The sequence below is a fragment of the Haematospirillum sp. H4485 genome, from assembly GCF_012102745.1.
Classification (GTDB): Bacteria; Pseudomonadota; Alphaproteobacteria; order Rhodospirillales; family Rhodospirillaceae; genus Haematospirillum.
Map to the genome: position 1 here is coordinate 46,802 of NZ_JAAVSY010000006.1, position 14,067 is coordinate 60,868.

Here is a 14,067-nt window from a genome sequence, read left to right on the forward strand (position 1 = left end):
AACCCGGATCATTATGGTGTAGCTTCGGCAGCATGCTTGTGATTCCTGTGATCTTCCAACTGCCAAAAGCCCGAGGTTTCCATGTTTATACAGACAGAATCCACTCCCAATCCAGATAGCCTGAAATTTATTCCCGGCAGGATTGTCATGGCTTCAGGAACTGCGGATTATCGGCAGGAGTCTGAAGCCATGGACTCTCCGCTGGCGACCCGCCTCTTCGCAATAGAAGGTGTTGCCGGTATTTTCCTTGGGGCTGATTTTGTGACGGTAACGCGTGGTGAGGGGAGGGACTGGCAGGTTCTGAAGCCGCTCGTGCTGGGTGCCATTATGGAACACTTTACCTCGGGTGCCCCGGTCACGCATGATTCTGTTGAGGAAGAAAGTTTTGATCCTGCCGATGCCGCCTTGGTTGAACAGATCAAGGAGCTGATTGAAACCCGGGTGCGTCCAGTTGTGGCCCGCGATGGTGGTGATATTGTTTTCCGTGCATTCCGTGATGGTACAGTTTATCTGCATATGCGTGGATCATGTTCCGGGTGCCCAAGTTCAACAATGACCCTGAAGCATGGCATCGAGAACATGTTGCGCCATTTTATTCCCGAAGTCAGGGCTGTCGAAGCTGTTTCATAATCTCTGTTATGTAAAGAGACTGAATGTGACTTTATTATCATGATCTCTTTGATGTCTTGTTCTGATTTTCCGGTGTCTTCCACCTCCGAATCATTGATATCAGGCCCCTGCTGGAATTTTGTATCGTGCCAATAAGGGGCTTTTAACTTGGGGTATATGAGATTTATTTCTGTTTCGTGTTCCTATATTTCTCAAGGATATAGCCCTTTATGGGCCTGTCTTTTGCCTATTTTCATGGATCAGGTGCTTGACCTGGGGTGCTTTACTTTATATTAGCTTCCCCTCCGATGCCTTGGACTGCGGTGCTGCCGTGGGCCTCTGTGATGGCGTCATGATCCGGTTTTGCTCCTGTGCAGCCGGTGTTCAACCCGGTGCGGTGCCCGTTTGGCCAGAGATCCCGGCCAGAGGGCGTACCAAAACGGGAGTTTCACCTGCCCTAAATCAAGGGCAAGAATCTCCCACCACATGTTGACCGGTCTGTGTGGTGTTGTGCCCTACAAGGTACGATGCCCACAGCCCAGGGCTTGGCGGCGCCGAGGATCTTTGCGTTTCATTCGCGTGTTGAACGTGCCGCAGCCCTTGGTAAAGAGGTGTGTATGTATCAGAAGCGATCCTGTCGGCGCTTCAACATTGCTGTGTTGGGTGTTGTGTTTACATGTGTAGGTGGCCTGTACAGTGCGGTGGTCTCTGGTGTGGCGGGTCTGCATACGGGTGGTGAGCGTACGGTATCAGAATCTGTTTCTGCGGGGGCGCCATCGGTTTCCAGAACATGGGTTTCCTTGTCATCGCGCGTTCCGTCAGCCTTGTTGTTGCCTGTTGGCAAGCCATCGGTTCCAACGTCTCTGGCCACGCCGGCTGATGTGCGGGCCGAACGACTTGATGCTCTCTATGAGGAACTGTCTTACGGTCTGGATGGCGTGAGGAGCGGCGTTGCGGCTGTGCCGCGCGTTTTTTCTCCGTCTGTTCCCCGTGATATGCGCGACGTTGATGTTGAACGCCGCAAGAGCCTGTTTCTGCGTATGTTGCTGCCGGTTATCCTGCGCGTTAACGAGGAAATCGAAAGCGACAGGACCCGCCTGAAAAGGCTGATCGAACGAGACAGTGCGGGGATGCCAGTCAGCGAGCATGATGCGCTATGGCTGGAAGACAAGATGCGCGAGTATCGCATGCGTGTTGTCAATATGGAGCAGTTGCTGAAGCGGATGGACATTGTGCCTCCTTCGATTGCCTTGGCTCAGGCCATTGAGGAGAGCGGCTGGGGAACCTCGCGCTTTGCCATGCAGGGTAATGCCTTGTTTGGCCAGTGGACACCCTCTACCCGCGGCTTGAAGCATCCGGATCCGATTGCACCGGGTTGGCGTATTGCCTCTTTTTCCTCTCTTCTGGATGCTGTGCGGTCTTATGTCGTGAACCTGAATACGCATAGTGCGTATGGAGAGTTTCGTTCGGCCCGTTTTTCTGCCCGGAAGGCAGGATCATTGCCTGAAGGCATGGCCTTGGCTCCCTACCTGCATCGCTATTCAGAGCGTGGTTCCGCCTATACCCAAGCGTTGCGCAACATTATACGGGTCAACGATCTGCGCACGTTTGACAGTGCCCGCTTGTCAGACAGGGCGATAGAAGTGGCGGCTTTGCCTGATGACCTGATCCACGCTCCTGATCTTTCTCCCGCACCCTGATCGGAAAGTGATGCGGCCAGGTTGTCATGGTTTTGAGTGAGAAGGTGGCTTGGCCTTTCCGGGTATGGCTTTGGTCTCTCTCTCGGGCCAGTTACACCATTCCCTGACCGGGCACCGGTCACAGGCCGGGGTTCGTGCCTTGCAGATGTAGCGTCCGTGCAGGATCAGCCAATGGTGCGCATGCTGGCGGAAGCGGGCGGGAATGACTGTTTCCAGCTTCTTCTCGACAGCCAGCGGTGTCTTGCCGGCAGCCATGCCTGTGCGGTTGGCGACGCGGAACAGATGGGTGTCAACAGCAATGGTTGGTTCGCCAAAGGCAATGTTCAGAACGACATTGGCTGTCTTGCGGCCAACGCCAGGCAATGTTTCCAGAATATCCCGGTTATGGGGAACGGTGCTGTTGTGATTGCGGACCAGAATCTGCGACAGGGCAATAATGTTTTTGGCCTTGGTGTTGAACAGGCCTATGGTCCGGATATGCTGACGCAGCCCTTCTTCCCCCAGTTCCAGCATTTTCTCCGGTGTATCGACACGCTGGAACAGGGCACGCGTTGCCTTGTTGACGCCGGTATCCGTTGCCTGGGCTGACAACGCAACGGCTACCAGCAGCGTATAAGGGTTGACATATTCCAGCTCCCCTTTTGGCTCTGGATTGATTGCCTGTAGCGTGCTGAAGAACCCCTCGACCTGTTTCCGGGTCATGGGACGGGTTGTGCTCGTCCGGGCGCTGTGTTGCGTGCTCATGGGGTACGGGGGGTCAGGCCCAGAACATCCTGCATGGAGTACAGTCCGGGCCTGCGCCCGTTGCACCAGCGTGCAGCACGGATGGCGCCACGGGCGAAAATCTGTCTGGAACTGGCTTTGTGGGTCAGCTCCACCCGTTCGCCGTCGGCTGCGAAAATCACGGAATGTTCCCCGATTACATCACCGCCCCGCAAACTGGCAAAACCGATTGTACCCGGCGTCCGGGGGCCTGTATGGCCATTACGGGTTATCTGCGAGACATCATCCAAGGCGGTTCTCCGCCCACGGGCGGCTGCCTGCCCCAGTCCCAACGCCGTGCCAGATGGTGCATCAACCTTGTGGCGGTGGTGCATCTCAAGGATCTCGATGTCGTAATCCAGCCCGAGAATGGCGGCTACTCTTTCCGTTAAGGCAAAGAGCAGATTGGTGCCGATGCTCATGTTTGGTGACATGACAATCGGGATGCTCTTGGCGGCAATGGATACGGCCTCTTGTTGGGTGGGAGAGAAGCCGGTTGTCCCCACGATCAGTGCTGTTCTGTGAGTGGCTGCCAGGCGGGCGTGCACGGTGGTGGCATCCGGGGTCGTGAAATCGATAACGGCATCGGCATGGGAGAAGAGTCTGGAGGGGTCATCTGTGATCGCTATGCCAAGTGGCTCTGTTGTTCCAACAAGGCGGCCTATATCCTGCCCCAGGAAGGGAGATCCCTGCGGCTCTGTTCCGCCAGCCAGGGTAACGGTATCGGCAGCAAGAATCTCCTGGACCAACATCCGGCCCATGCGACCGGCGCATCCAGCTACGGCAATTTTCATGGAAGAACCTTTCGGGGGCAGGGTATCGTACAAAGGCCCCGCATGGGCTGCGGGGCCGAGAAAGGGAAGAGCGGGGCAGGTCTACAGCGTCTGGCGGCCAATGCGCCGGATCTGGCGGTGTGTCGGGCGGAACCGCTCCAGATACGACGGGATAATGGCTTCTGTGGTTTCAGGGCGGATGCCAAGTTCAGCCAAACCGGGGCAAGTACCCGAAACAACGCTGTCCCGTTCCATCATTTTGACCATGTCCGGTGTCAGGGGTGGAACCGGCAGGAATTGAAGCAGGGCGGCCTGGATGCGTGCTACGGCCATGGGGGCGGGGAGAACAGGCTTGCCGCGGCGTGTTTCCCGCATGACCTGCTCCATGATCTCCTTCAGTGTCATGACACGTGGCCCACCCAGCTCCCACAGCTTTCCTTGCTGGCTGCGGTCATCAAGGATGCGGCATATGACCTCGGCAACATCGCCAACATAGACAGGCTGAAGCTTCGGGCCGCCGGAACCAACCAGGTCAAGGCGGGGCAGCTCGCCGGGAGCCTTGCGCAGGGCCGGGGCATCCGTTGTGAAATACAGCAGGAACGGCAGCGCCCGCGCCATGGCGCCAAAGCGGTTGTAGAAGTCATCCTCGGGGCCAAAAATAACCGACGGACGAAGGATACTGACCCCCGGGAAGGCGGTTTTGACCCGGGTCTCACCCTCGGCCTTGCTGCGGGCGTAGCTTGCCGGGCTGGAAGGATCGGCACCCAGTGCGCTCATGTGGACAAGGTGCTGGACGCCAGCTTCCCGGGCCAAGCGCGCGATGGTTTCAGCCCCGACAACGTGGATGGCATCAAAGCTAACCGGTCCCTTTTCGTACAGGATACCGACCAGATTGATAACCGCGCTGGCCCCCTGTACGGCACTGCGGACCGTATCCTCACGCGTGATGTTGGCATAAACCGGCGAAACTTGGCCAAGGTCACCCAGTGGCTTCAGGAATTTGGCACCTTCGGGATCCCGGACGGCGACGCGGATACGCCAGCCCGCTTTTGTCAGCTTGTTGACCAAATGACGGCCAACGAAACCGGATCCGCCAAAGATTGTGACCAGACGTTCAGTCATGGTACTGAAACTCCCGAAATATCAGTGCCGGGGCCCCATTCGTTGCGAGCCTTGCGGGACCGTGCCAAAGACAGCTTCCTGTCCGGGAAATTGGCACAACACGAGGCTGGACGCAACAGAGAGCCCCTGAATACCACCTGGTGGCCAATGTCCTGGTATTGGCTTGCCAGAGTTGGTTGTTCTCTTTCGAAAAATACCCATCGTGTTAAAAAGATGATTGACGCAGAGGCAACATGCCCATATAAACCGCCCCCACCAAGACGTTTCTCCTGGCCTGTGCGCTGTGAAAGAGTACAAATCTTTCTGGCAGGAAAAGAGGAGAGCGGTGTTGTGTCACCAGCCCAGGTGGCGAAATTGGTAGACGCGCAGGTTTCAGGTACCTGTGGCCGAAAGGTTGTGGAAGTTCGAGTCTTCTCCTGGGCACCATCCGCCTGGCAAAGCTTCGCAGGGTCCCGGGAAGGGGAGCGGAGATTTGCTAGGCGGATTTTTTTGTGGCCATGAGCCGTATTTCTGTCCATGAATACCGCCGTGTTGCAGTGTGCCAGCGCCCACTCTCTATCTTCGGTAGAAAAGCCAGCTTTCGGGGATTTTGGCAATGACTATATACTATCATCGTGGTGATCTGCCGGCTGACGTTGGTTTTTCGGGAGCGATTGCCGTTGATACGGAGACAACCGGATTGTCGCCCGTGCGGGATCGCCTGTGTGTTGTGCAACTCTCCGGAGGAGATGGCAATGCGCACGTTGTTCATGTCGGTGGTGCGTTGGGGTATGATTGTCCGAACCTGAAAGCCGTTCTGGCCGATCCTTTGCGTCTCAAGATCTTTCACTATGCCCGCTTTGATATTGCCATACTTCGCAAGTATCTGGGTGTGGCCTGTGCGCCGGTTTATTGTACCAAGATTGCATCCCGCCTGACGCGTACCAATACCGATGCCCATGGTTTGCGGTCCTTGGTCCAGGCCCTGACGGGTGTGGAGCTTGACAAACAGCAGCAGTCTTCAGACTGGGGAACGGATGGTGAGCTGACGGCAGAGCAATTGTCCTATGCGGCTTCGGATGTATTGTATTTGCATGCCCTGAAGGATCGCCTAGATGCTCTTCTTGTGCGGGAACGTCGTACCCATCTGGCCGATGCCTGCTTCCAGTTTCTTCCGACGCGGGCGGAGCTGGATCTGCTGGATTGGCATAGTCTTGATATCTTCAGTCACTGAACGCTGAAGGAGTGTGTTTGTGAAAGCATCGTCGTCTCTTTCGTCCGGACCTGTATCCCTGAACTCGGCCCTGGAAGCCGGGCGCAAGGTACTGCTGACCGAAGCCAGTGCTCTGCATTGCTTGGCGGAGAGCCTTGATGGTCCTTTTTCGGCTGCCCTGGAGCGGCTTCTGGCTGTGAAGGGCCGTGTTGTTGTCACGGGCATGGGCAAGAGCGGCCATATCGGTGCCAAGATTGCTGCGACCCTTGCATCAACGGGTACGCCGGCATTCTTTGTGCACCCGGCAGAGGCCAGTCACGGTGATCTCGGGATGGTGACGCAGGATGATGCGGTAGTCGCCCTGTCCAATTCGGGGGAAACTGCCGAGTTGGCAGACATTGTCGCCTATACCCGTCGTTTTGCCATCCCTCTGATCGGTATTACCGGGCGGGCTGACAGTGCTTTGGCCGTGGACAGCGATGTTGCCTTGGTGATGCCGGCCTTTGAAGAGGCATGTCCGCATGGATTGGCTCCGACCACTTCGACCACGCTGATGCTGGCCTTGGGTGATGCGTTGGCAGTGGCTCTTCTGGAAAGTAAGGGCTTCAGTGCTGAGGATTTCCGTATTTTCCATCCAGGGGGGAAGCTGGGGCAGCGGCTGATGCGTGTTGCTGACCTGATGCATGGTCCGCAGGAGCTGCCTTTGTGTACCCCCGATACCCTGATGGCCGATGTTCTGGTTGAAATGACGGGCAAAAGTCTTGGCTGTGCCGGTGTCATGGGGGCTGACGGGCGTCTGGCTGGCATGATTACAGATGGTGACCTGCGTCGCCATATGGAAGATGGGTTGATGCGGCGGCGGGCGGTGGACGTGATGACCCCGGATCCGATGACGGTTTCTCCCACGCTTCTTGCCGGGGAAGCTCTGCACCGTATGAACAGCCGTAAGGTTACCGGACTTTTTGTTGTTGATCCGGGTGGACGGCCGGTTGGCTTCCTGCACGTGCATGATTTGCTCCGGGCCGGTATTGTCTGATGCCTGTTCCTGATCCTTCCGGACGTTGGTCCTTGTTGTTCGGCTACAGTCGCCTTGTCGTGGCGATGAAGGTTCTGCTGCCTGCCCTTGCCCTGCTTCTGATTGTGGGCGTTCTTCTCTGGCCGCGCCTTGTTGCCGAGACAAGTGCGCCTTCGTCCTTGATCCAGGCTGTGACAGAAGACGTTCCCTTGGAGAACCGACAGATGGAACAGCCCCGTTACAGGGCAACAGATGCGGACAACCAGCCTTACACCCTGAATGCCGACCGTGTGTGGGAAACTGTGCCCGGATCATCGGAGTTTAACCTGGTCAATCCACGCGCTGACATGGCGACGAATGATGGTGCGTGGTTGGCGATGGATGCGCCTGAGGGGCTGTACTATGAAAATCAGTCCATTCTGGATTTGTCTGGCGGTGTGAACCTGTACCATGATGCGGGGTATGAGTTGCATACGCCATCTGTCACGATTGATGTGGCGGCGGGGGAAGCCATCGGTATGGAGGCTGTTGAAGGTCAGGGGCCATCCATGACAATCGCATCAGAAGGTATCCACGTGGTGGAACGTGGTCGTTCCGTCCTGTTTACGGGAAAGGTGCGCCTTGTCCTTTACCCGGAGAAAGCTCCTTAGGAGCGGCAGGAGCCTGATCATATGCGTATCGCGGCACATGTCCTGTTTCTCTTGGTTGCTCTGTTGGGTGGCCTTGTATTTTTGCCTGTGCATGCGCAGGACCCCGGCCTTGTGGTGGCCGGGGATGATGATGCACCGGTCGTGATAGAGGCCGAGAATGGCCTGGAATGGACAAGGGAACAGCGTCGTTTTGTGGCGCGTGGTCATGCGACCGCAGTTCGGGGTGATGCGACGCTGATGGCTGATACCCTCTTTGCATTCTATGATGATGACAGCCATAACAGGGCTGTTCCGCAGGGTGCGGGTTCGTTTGGTGCCATTCGTTTGCTGGAGGCGCACGGCTCTGTCGTGATGACGGCTCCGGGAAGACGTGCGCGGGGTGAGAAAGCTGTTTACGATGTTGTCACAGGTGCCTTGACCCTGTTTGGTCAAGGGAAAAGTGTTGTCATAACCCTGCCGCAGGATACCATAACGGCGCGTGATACAGTCCATTATGACAGTCGCTCCCTGGTGGCAACAGCAAAGGGGGATGCACGCGTCGTCAGGCAGGATCGCATCATGTCTGCCGATACAATGGTGGCACGGATGAGTGCGGCACGCGGCGTGAATACGTTGAAAACCGTTGATGCAACCGGAAATGTCCGTATCGTTACCCCGCATGAGCAGGGGACAGGTGATCGCGGGCACTATGATGCCGTGACCGGGATTGCTACGCTGACAGGTACGGTTACCCTGGTTCGTGATGGAACGATTCTGACTGGAAATAAGGCGGTGTTTGACATGAATACCGGTGTGTCCCGTCTGGTGGGCGGGCCAGGACGTGCAAGGGCTGTTCTGGTTCCGGAAAAACCTGTTCAGGACGGGCAGAAGAGTGGTAGCGATGAAGCATCGAAGGGTCAGCCCTGATTCCCGACAGGGTTCAGTGTCAGCATACGGAGACAGCGACGCTTGTGAGAACGGAGAAAGATCATTCTGCACCGGGTTCCGGTTCCGATAACGAAACGGCTGGAACGGTCCAGGCAAAAGATTCAAGCACGGGCCTTCGTGTCCGTCGCATAGGCAAGCACTACAAACGTAGGCCTGTTCTTCACGATGTCAGCTTGTCTGTGCAGCGTGGCGAGGCTGTTGGCCTTCTGGGGCCGAACGGGGCTGGCAAGACGACGTGCTTTTATTGTGTGACGGGCCTTATTATGCCTGACTCAGGGACTATCGAGCTGGATGGTCGTGATATCACGGCGCTGCCCATGTACCGTCGGGCGCGCTTGGGCATAGGGTATTTACCGCAGGAAGCCTCTATTTTCCGTGGGCTCAGCGTCGAGCAGAATATCATGGCTATTCTGGAGGTATGCGAGTCGGATCAGGATGTGCGCGAAGCACGGCTTGAGGATCTTCTGGCTGAATTCTCCGTATCCCATCTGCGTAGGGCCCCGGCCTTGTCCTTGTCCGGGGGGGAACGCCGGCGTGTGGAAATTGCCCGTGCACTGGCATCCAGACCATCTTATATTCTTCTGGATGAACCGCTGGCCGGGATTGATCCGATTGCAGTGGCTGAGATCCGTGACCTTGTGGCCCATCTCAAGGATCGGGGTCTGGGCGTGTTGATCACGGATCACAATGTACGGGAAACACTGGATATCATTGACCGTGCCTGTATTCTTCATGCTGGTACGGTCCTGATGGAAGGGAAGCCGGAAGAGATTGTGGCTGACGAAGGGGTTCGTCGCGTGTATTTGGGCGAGAATTTCAGACTGTAGGGCGGGGGGCCCCGGTAATGGTGCTTCAACCCAGGCTCGATATGCGGCAGACCCAGGGTCTGGTCATGACGCCGCAGCTGCAGCAGGCTATCAAGCTGTTGCAGCTGTCAAACCTTGAGCTTGGAGCCTGGATCGAGCAGGAACTGGAGCGTAATCCGCTTCTTGAGCGGGCAGAGCCGTCCGTGGCCGTGTTGCCGGAGTCCGACGTTCCAGTTGAGTATCGTCGCGATGCCGGTCAGGATGTTCTCGTTGACCCGATTGACGGGGCCCGCGAAGCTCCGCTGGATGTCGAGGTAGATAATACCTTTGACGAAGGGAGTCCGCGGGAAGGTCCGGCATGGGATCCAGATGAAGCTTTGGGGCGATGGGACAGGGTTGGCCATGGGGGCCGTGGGGATTTTTCTGACAACGAAATGGATCATGACCGGCAGGTTTCTGCTGCCAGGTCTTTGCGCGACCATATTCTGGAGCAGGTGGAGCTGGATATCCCTGATCCTGTGGATCGCCTGGTTGCCGTGGCTTTGCTTGATGCCTTGGATGACAATGGGTGGCTTCTGGTCCCGACGCTGGATATTGCGGATGGCCTTGGTACATCACAGGAGCACGTAGAGGCGGTTCTTCGGGTTGTTCAGCGCTTTGATCCGCCGGGTCTTTTTTCCCGCTCCCTGAAAGAGTGCCTGGCCCTTCAGCTTGCAGATCGTGATCGTCTGGACCCCGCTATGGAGAGCCTTGTTGACAATCTTGATCTTCTGGCACGTCGTGACTTTGCAACGTTGATGCGTATTTGTGGTGTTGACGAAACAGATCTTCAGGACATGATCACGGAAATCCGTGCCCTTGATCCCAAGCCGGCACAGCATTTTGATGCGGTTGTGGCGCCCCCGGTTGTCCCCGATGTCCTGATGCGGCCTCTTCCGGATGGAGGATGGATTGTTGAACTCAATCCGGACACTTTGCCCAAGGTTCTGGTCAACAGTCGCTACTATGCACGTGTCAGCAAGGCTGCCCTTTCCAAGGAAGAGAAGGCTTTTGTAACCGAGAATTTTCAGTCGGCATCCTGGCTGGTCAAGTCACTTGACCAGAGGGCCAACACAATCCTGAAGGTCTCGACCGAGATTGTGCGTCGTCAGCACCGCTTTTTTGAAGAAGGCGTATCCGGCTTGCGTCCGTTGATATTGCGGGATATCGCCGAGGCCGTGGATATGCACGAGAGTACGGTCAGTCGTGTAACCAACAACAAGTATCTGTCTACGCCAAGAGGTGTCTACGAGCTGAAGTACTTTTTCACCCAGGCGATATCAACAACTGATGGTCGTGACTCTGTTTCGGCGGAGGCTGTTCGTCTTAGAATTAAAAGCCTTATTGATGGAGAGGAACCCGGAAAAGTTCTGTCCGACGATGCCTTGGTGGCGATTCTACAGGCTGAAGGCATTGATATCGCCCGGCGCACTGTGGCCAAGTACCGTGAGTCGATGAAAATTCCATCGTCGGTCCAAAGGCGGCGAGAAAAGTTTATGGGGGGATCGCCCCCTGTCGCAGTATAATAGCCCGGTCTTTGCAAGGTGTTCCCGATGGGTGTTTGTTCTGTCTTGACCGGGCGGCGCACTGATCTTATGGTTCGCCCCCTTGTTTGGAGGTGGGAAGGGGCATCGGATATTCTGGCCATGTACTTTGATTGGCAGGCTGTTCGGTCCAGTTTTTGTGTGCTGGTTGGCTTCTTTTTCCTCTTTTTGCGGAGATGGTTAACCTTTTGTTTTTACTCGCGAGGGTAGTTATGTGAGGTTTTCGCAGTGCCGCCGTTTTTCCTTTTGAGAGCCAGTGAGGGCTTGTAATGGATATCACCAGTCTCGTCAGTCCAGAGAGCGTGGTGCCTTGCCTGAAAGTGACATCAAAGAAGCAGGCCCTTCAGGAGCTTGCCCGTCACGCCGCCCAGTTGACCGGTCTTCATGAGCGGGCCATCTTCGACACCCTGTTGGAGCGCGAGCGCCTTGGCACAACTGGTGTGGGCAATGGCATTGCCATACCGCATGGCAAAATGGCCGCTTTGGATCGTTTGTATGGTGTTTTTGCCCGTCTTGAACGTCCCGTTGACTTCGAGTCCATCGACGAACAGCCTGTTGATCTGATTTTTCTGCTTTTGGCCCCTGAATGTGCCGGTGCTGATCATCTGAAGGCGCTGGCCCGTGTATCGCGTCTTCTGCGTGACCGTGCCATGTGCGAGAAGTTGAGGGCAACGTCATCGGCCGATGCGCTGTATGTTCTCCTTGCCAACAGTGAAGCACAGGCAGCCTGATCTGCGGCTAGGCATTCAGGAACAATAAAAAACGGGCTGGCTTTATGTGCCAGCCCGTTTTCTTTCCGGGGATCGCCTACCTGCCTAGCCAAAAGCCTCTATCATTGTTTCGATCCGCGTTGGGTCGTGCTCGCTCATAACCTGCCGGGCATGTTCTTCTGCTGCCCAGTAGGCAAGGTGGCGGATTCTGTTCTTGACCCTGGGCAGGCTTCCGGCAGCCATGGAAAGCTCCCGGATGCCAATACCAACCAGAAGCGCTGCCAACCGTGGATCGCCGGCAATTTCCCCGCAGACGCTGACCGGTATGCCGGCCCGGAGGGCAGCCCCGGTTGTAAAGTGAATCAGGCGCAGAACAGCAGGGTGGGTCGGATTGTACAGATGGGCTACTTCCTGGTCTGTACGATCTATGGCCAAGGTATACTGGGTCAGGTCATTGGTGCCGATGGCAAAGAAGTCTGATGCTGTTGCCAAGGCATCGGCGGCCAGTGCCGCGCCCGGAACCTCGATCATAACACCCAGGGGAGGGATGGTATCCGGTACCGGGATCCGCGTTTTCTTCAGGCGGCTGTGCACGGCGCCAAGACATTCGCGTACAGCCGTAATTTCTGACACGGTGCAAACCATGGGGACCAGAATACGTACAGGGCCGTGTACGGCAACCCGCAGAATGGCGGCAAGCTGGGCTTCAAGGACTGCGGGTGAGGACAGGAGAAAGCGGACAGCGCGTAATCCCAAGGCAGGATTAGCCGGCATGCTGCCCCCCAGCGCCGTTGTCAGCTTGTCACCCCCCGCATCCAGAATGCGTATGGTGACCGGCTTGCCTTCCATGCGCTGTACAACCGTCTTCAGGGCCCTGTATTGTTCATCTTCGTCGGGCCAGTCCGGTCGGTTCATATACATGAATTCGCTGCGGAACAGGCCAATTCCCTCAGCCCCGGATGAGAGGATCGTATCGATCTCGCCGGGGAGCTCAATGTTTGCCATCAGACGTATTGTGGTTCCGTCAGAGGTCACTGCCGGCAAATCCCGCAGCCGCCCCAGATTGCGGCAGCTTCTCAGGAAGTCGGCGCGCCGGATGCGGTATGAGGCCAGCGTGTCCTGATCCGGGTTGATCACCACCGTACCGGTGACCCCGTCCAGGATGATCGTATCTCCTCTTTGTACCGAACTCATGATATCCGGCACAGCCAGTACGGCCGGGAGCCCCAACGAGCGGGCCATAATGGCCGTGTGACTTTCTGCTCCGCCACAGGCTGTGACAAAGCCTGCTACAGTCTCTGGATCAAGCAGGGCTGTATCGGCAGGTGTCAGCTCGTGGCTGACAATAACGGCATTGCGGGGCAGGTTCTGGAATGCCTTTTGTGGTGCTGCAGACAGATGGCGGATCAGCTTGTTCCCGATATCACGGATATCATCGGCCCGCTGTTGCAGATAGGGGTCATCCATGGCCTGGAAGGCATCGTTCAGGGCTGATATTTCATAACGAACGGCGGCTTCGGCATTGATGCGGTCGTGTTCGATTCTGGTTTCCACCCCCCGGATCAACCGGGATCCTTTCAGCATGTGCCCATAGGCATCCAGAAGGAATCCCAATTCCTCTCCCGCTTGGGCAGGTAGGTCGCCGGCTTTTTCCCGCAGGGTTTCCAGTTCGGTGCTGGCATCGGCCACAGCTGTGGTAAAGCGCTTCTTTTCTGCATCCACCCGGGATGCCGGTATTCGGTGCTCTGGTGCGTGTACATCACCGGGTTCGTGCAGACAGGCAACGCCAATGACAATGCCGGGTCCTACGCCGTGTCCGTGCAGAACGGCGCTTCCTGCCGCTTCGCTATGATCGGGCCTAGTCTTCATCGAACTTTTCGTCAACCAGCTTTCCAAGGCCTTCCAGAGCATCTCGTGCCTGTGGCCCTGTGGCGCGCATTTCAATGATGGTACCCGTTGATGCGGCCAGCATCATCAACCCCATGATGGATCGCCCCGATACCGTTTGCCCCCGGTTGCAGACCTGGACATCAGCCTGGAATGTCTCGGCAAGTTTGACGAAACGTGCGGCAGCCCTGGCATGCAGGCCCCTGGTGTTGCGGATTTCCGCACGCCGGACCATGGTCCCGTCCTCAAGGGTTTCAATGGTAAAGGATGCTATCTCATGCTGGGGCTCCATGTGCATGGACGGCTGTCTCCTTTCTGATGACTGTTCTGT

The 14,067-nt window shown here is 56.7% G+C and carries 14 protein-coding genes and 1 tRNA gene; 10 read left to right on the top strand and 5 right to left on the bottom strand.

Annotated elements, in window-relative coordinates; translation table 11 throughout:
* Positions 1 to 81: 81 nt before the first annotated feature.
* Positions 82 to 630 carry a NifU family protein gene (locus HEQ61_RS06080; RefSeq protein WP_168020939.1) on the top strand — a complete coding sequence of 183 codons (549 nt, stop codon included), beginning with the start codon at positions 82 to 84 and terminating at the stop codon, positions 628 to 630.
* Between the two features lie 506 nt (positions 631 to 1,136).
* Entirely contained in the window at positions 1,137 to 2,309 is a 1,173-nt protein-coding gene (locus tag HEQ61_RS06085) for a glucosaminidase domain-containing protein (protein WP_168020940.1), read from the top strand.
* A 24-nt stretch (positions 2,310 to 2,333) separates the two neighbouring features.
* Here HEQ61_RS06085 and nth read toward each other — a convergent pair whose 3' ends face one another.
* The 3 genes from nth to HEQ61_RS06100 all read right to left on the bottom strand — a co-directional run bounded on the left by nth (position 2,334) and on the right by HEQ61_RS06100 (position 4,966).
* Positions 2,334 to 3,011, bottom strand: a complete 678-nt coding sequence (nth, locus tag HEQ61_RS06090) for an endonuclease III (protein WP_168020978.1) — start codon at positions 3,009 to 3,011, stop codon at positions 2,334 to 2,336.
* Positions 3,012 to 3,049: 38 nt separating this feature from the next.
* Positions 3,050 to 3,865: a 4-hydroxy-tetrahydrodipicolinate reductase gene (gene dapB, locus HEQ61_RS06095; protein ID WP_168020941.1), complete on the bottom strand. Its 816-nt coding sequence runs from the start codon at positions 3,863 to 3,865 to the stop codon at positions 3,050 to 3,052.
* A gap of 81 nt (positions 3,866 to 3,946) precedes the next feature.
* Positions 3,947 to 4,966: a complex I NDUFA9 subunit family protein gene (locus HEQ61_RS06100; protein ID WP_168020942.1), complete on the bottom strand. Its 1,020-nt coding sequence runs from the start codon at positions 4,964 to 4,966 to the stop codon at positions 3,947 to 3,949.
* A 339-nt stretch (positions 4,967 to 5,305) separates the two neighbouring features.
* Between HEQ61_RS06100 and HEQ61_RS06105 the strand changes: the two genes are divergently transcribed.
* The 8 genes from HEQ61_RS06105 (at position 5,306) to ptsN (ending at position 11,870) form a co-directional block, all read left to right on the top strand.
* Positions 5,306 to 5,392 (top strand) — tRNA-Leu (locus tag HEQ61_RS06105).
* A 169-nt stretch (positions 5,393 to 5,561) separates the two neighbouring features.
* Positions 5,562 to 6,179 carry a ribonuclease D gene (locus tag HEQ61_RS06110; protein WP_168020943.1) on the top strand — a complete coding sequence of 206 codons (618 nt, stop codon included), beginning with the start codon at positions 5,562 to 5,564 and terminating at the stop codon, positions 6,177 to 6,179.
* Positions 6,180 to 6,198: 19 nt separating this feature from the next.
* A complete protein-coding gene (locus HEQ61_RS06115; protein WP_415877251.1) occupies positions 6,199 to 7,194 on the top strand; it encodes a KpsF/GutQ family sugar-phosphate isomerase in 996 nt (331 codons plus the stop codon).
* A complete protein-coding gene (gene lptC, locus HEQ61_RS06120) occupies positions 7,194 to 7,823 on the top strand; it encodes an LPS export ABC transporter periplasmic protein LptC (RefSeq protein WP_168020944.1) in 630 nt (209 codons plus the stop codon). Before HEQ61_RS06115 ends, lptC begins: the two co-directional genes overlap by 1 nt.
* 21 nt (positions 7,824 to 7,844) lie before the next feature.
* Complete coding sequence (locus HEQ61_RS06125) at positions 7,845 to 8,729, top strand: LptA/OstA family protein (RefSeq protein ID WP_168020946.1); 885 nt, start codon at positions 7,845 to 7,847, stop codon at positions 8,727 to 8,729.
* A 44-nt stretch (positions 8,730 to 8,773) separates the two neighbouring features.
* Positions 8,774 to 9,577 carry an LPS export ABC transporter ATP-binding protein gene (gene lptB, locus HEQ61_RS06130; RefSeq protein ID WP_322099207.1) on the top strand — a complete coding sequence of 268 codons (804 nt, stop codon included), beginning with the start codon at positions 8,774 to 8,776 and terminating at the stop codon, positions 9,575 to 9,577.
* Between the two features lie 17 nt (positions 9,578 to 9,594).
* The gene (rpoN, locus tag HEQ61_RS06135) at positions 9,595 to 11,121 is read left to right on the top strand and encodes an RNA polymerase factor sigma-54 (protein ID WP_168020947.1); all 1,527 of its coding nucleotides are present in this window, start codon (positions 9,595 to 9,597) and stop codon (positions 11,119 to 11,121) included.
* 287 nt (positions 11,122 to 11,408) lie between these two features.
* A complete protein-coding gene (ptsN, locus tag HEQ61_RS06140) occupies positions 11,409 to 11,870 on the top strand; it encodes a PTS IIA-like nitrogen regulatory protein PtsN (protein ID WP_168020948.1) in 462 nt (153 codons plus the stop codon).
* Positions 11,871 to 11,954: 84 nt separating this feature from the next.
* Here the strand turns inward: ptsN and ptsP are convergent, their stop codons facing one another.
* Both ptsP and HEQ61_RS06150 read right to left on the bottom strand, forming a co-directional pair.
* A complete protein-coding gene (gene ptsP, locus HEQ61_RS06145) occupies positions 11,955 to 13,718 on the bottom strand; it encodes a phosphoenolpyruvate--protein phosphotransferase (protein ID WP_168020949.1) in 1,764 nt (587 codons plus the stop codon).
* A complete protein-coding gene (locus HEQ61_RS06150; RefSeq protein WP_066136423.1) occupies positions 13,708 to 13,971 on the bottom strand; it encodes an HPr family phosphocarrier protein in 264 nt (87 codons plus the stop codon). The genes ptsP and HEQ61_RS06150 overlap by 11 nt, the downstream gene beginning before the upstream one ends.
* Between the last annotated feature and the right edge of the window lie 96 nt (positions 13,972 to 14,067).

What these genes read in the sequence shown, in the direction of transcription:
- ptsN (WP_168020948.1), top strand. Translation starts at nt 11,409, where the DNA reads ATGGATATCACCAGTCTCGTCAGTCCAGAGAGCGTGGTGCCTTGCCTG.
- HEQ61_RS06125 (WP_168020946.1), top strand. Translation starts at nt 7,845, where the DNA reads ATGCGTATCGCGGCACATGTCCTGTTTCTCTTGGTTGCTCTGTTGGGT.
- lptC (WP_168020944.1), top strand. Translation starts at nt 7,194, where the DNA reads ATGCCTGTTCCTGATCCTTCCGGACGTTGGTCCTTGTTGTTCGGCTAC.
- HEQ61_RS06110 (WP_168020943.1), top strand. Translation starts at nt 5,562, where the DNA reads ATGACTATATACTATCATCGTGGTGATCTGCCGGCTGACGTTGGTTTT.
- rpoN (WP_168020947.1), top strand. Translation starts at nt 9,595, where the DNA reads ATGGTGCTTCAACCCAGGCTCGATATGCGGCAGACCCAGGGTCTGGTC.
- ptsP (WP_168020949.1), bottom strand. Translation starts at nt 13,718, where the DNA reads ATGAAGACTAGGCCCGATCATAGCGAAGCGGCAGGAAGCGCCGTTCTG.
- HEQ61_RS06100 (WP_168020942.1), bottom strand. Translation starts at nt 4,966, where the DNA reads ATGACTGAACGTCTGGTCACAATCTTTGGCGGATCCGGTTTCGTTGGC.
- HEQ61_RS06085 (WP_168020940.1), top strand. Translation starts at nt 1,137, where the DNA reads ATGCCCACAGCCCAGGGCTTGGCGGCGCCGAGGATCTTTGCGTTTCAT.
- HEQ61_RS06080 (WP_168020939.1), top strand. Translation starts at nt 82, where the DNA reads ATGTTTATACAGACAGAATCCACTCCCAATCCAGATAGCCTGAAATTT.
- HEQ61_RS06150 (WP_066136423.1), bottom strand. Translation starts at nt 13,971, where the DNA reads ATGGTCCGGCGTGCGGAAATCCGCAACACCAGGGGCCTGCATGCCAGG.
- dapB (WP_168020941.1), bottom strand. Translation starts at nt 3,865, where the DNA reads ATGAAAATTGCCGTAGCTGGATGCGCCGGTCGCATGGGCCGGATGTTG.
- nth (WP_168020978.1), bottom strand. Translation starts at nt 3,011, where the DNA reads ATGACCCGGAAACAGGTCGAGGGGTTCTTCAGCACGCTACAGGCAATC.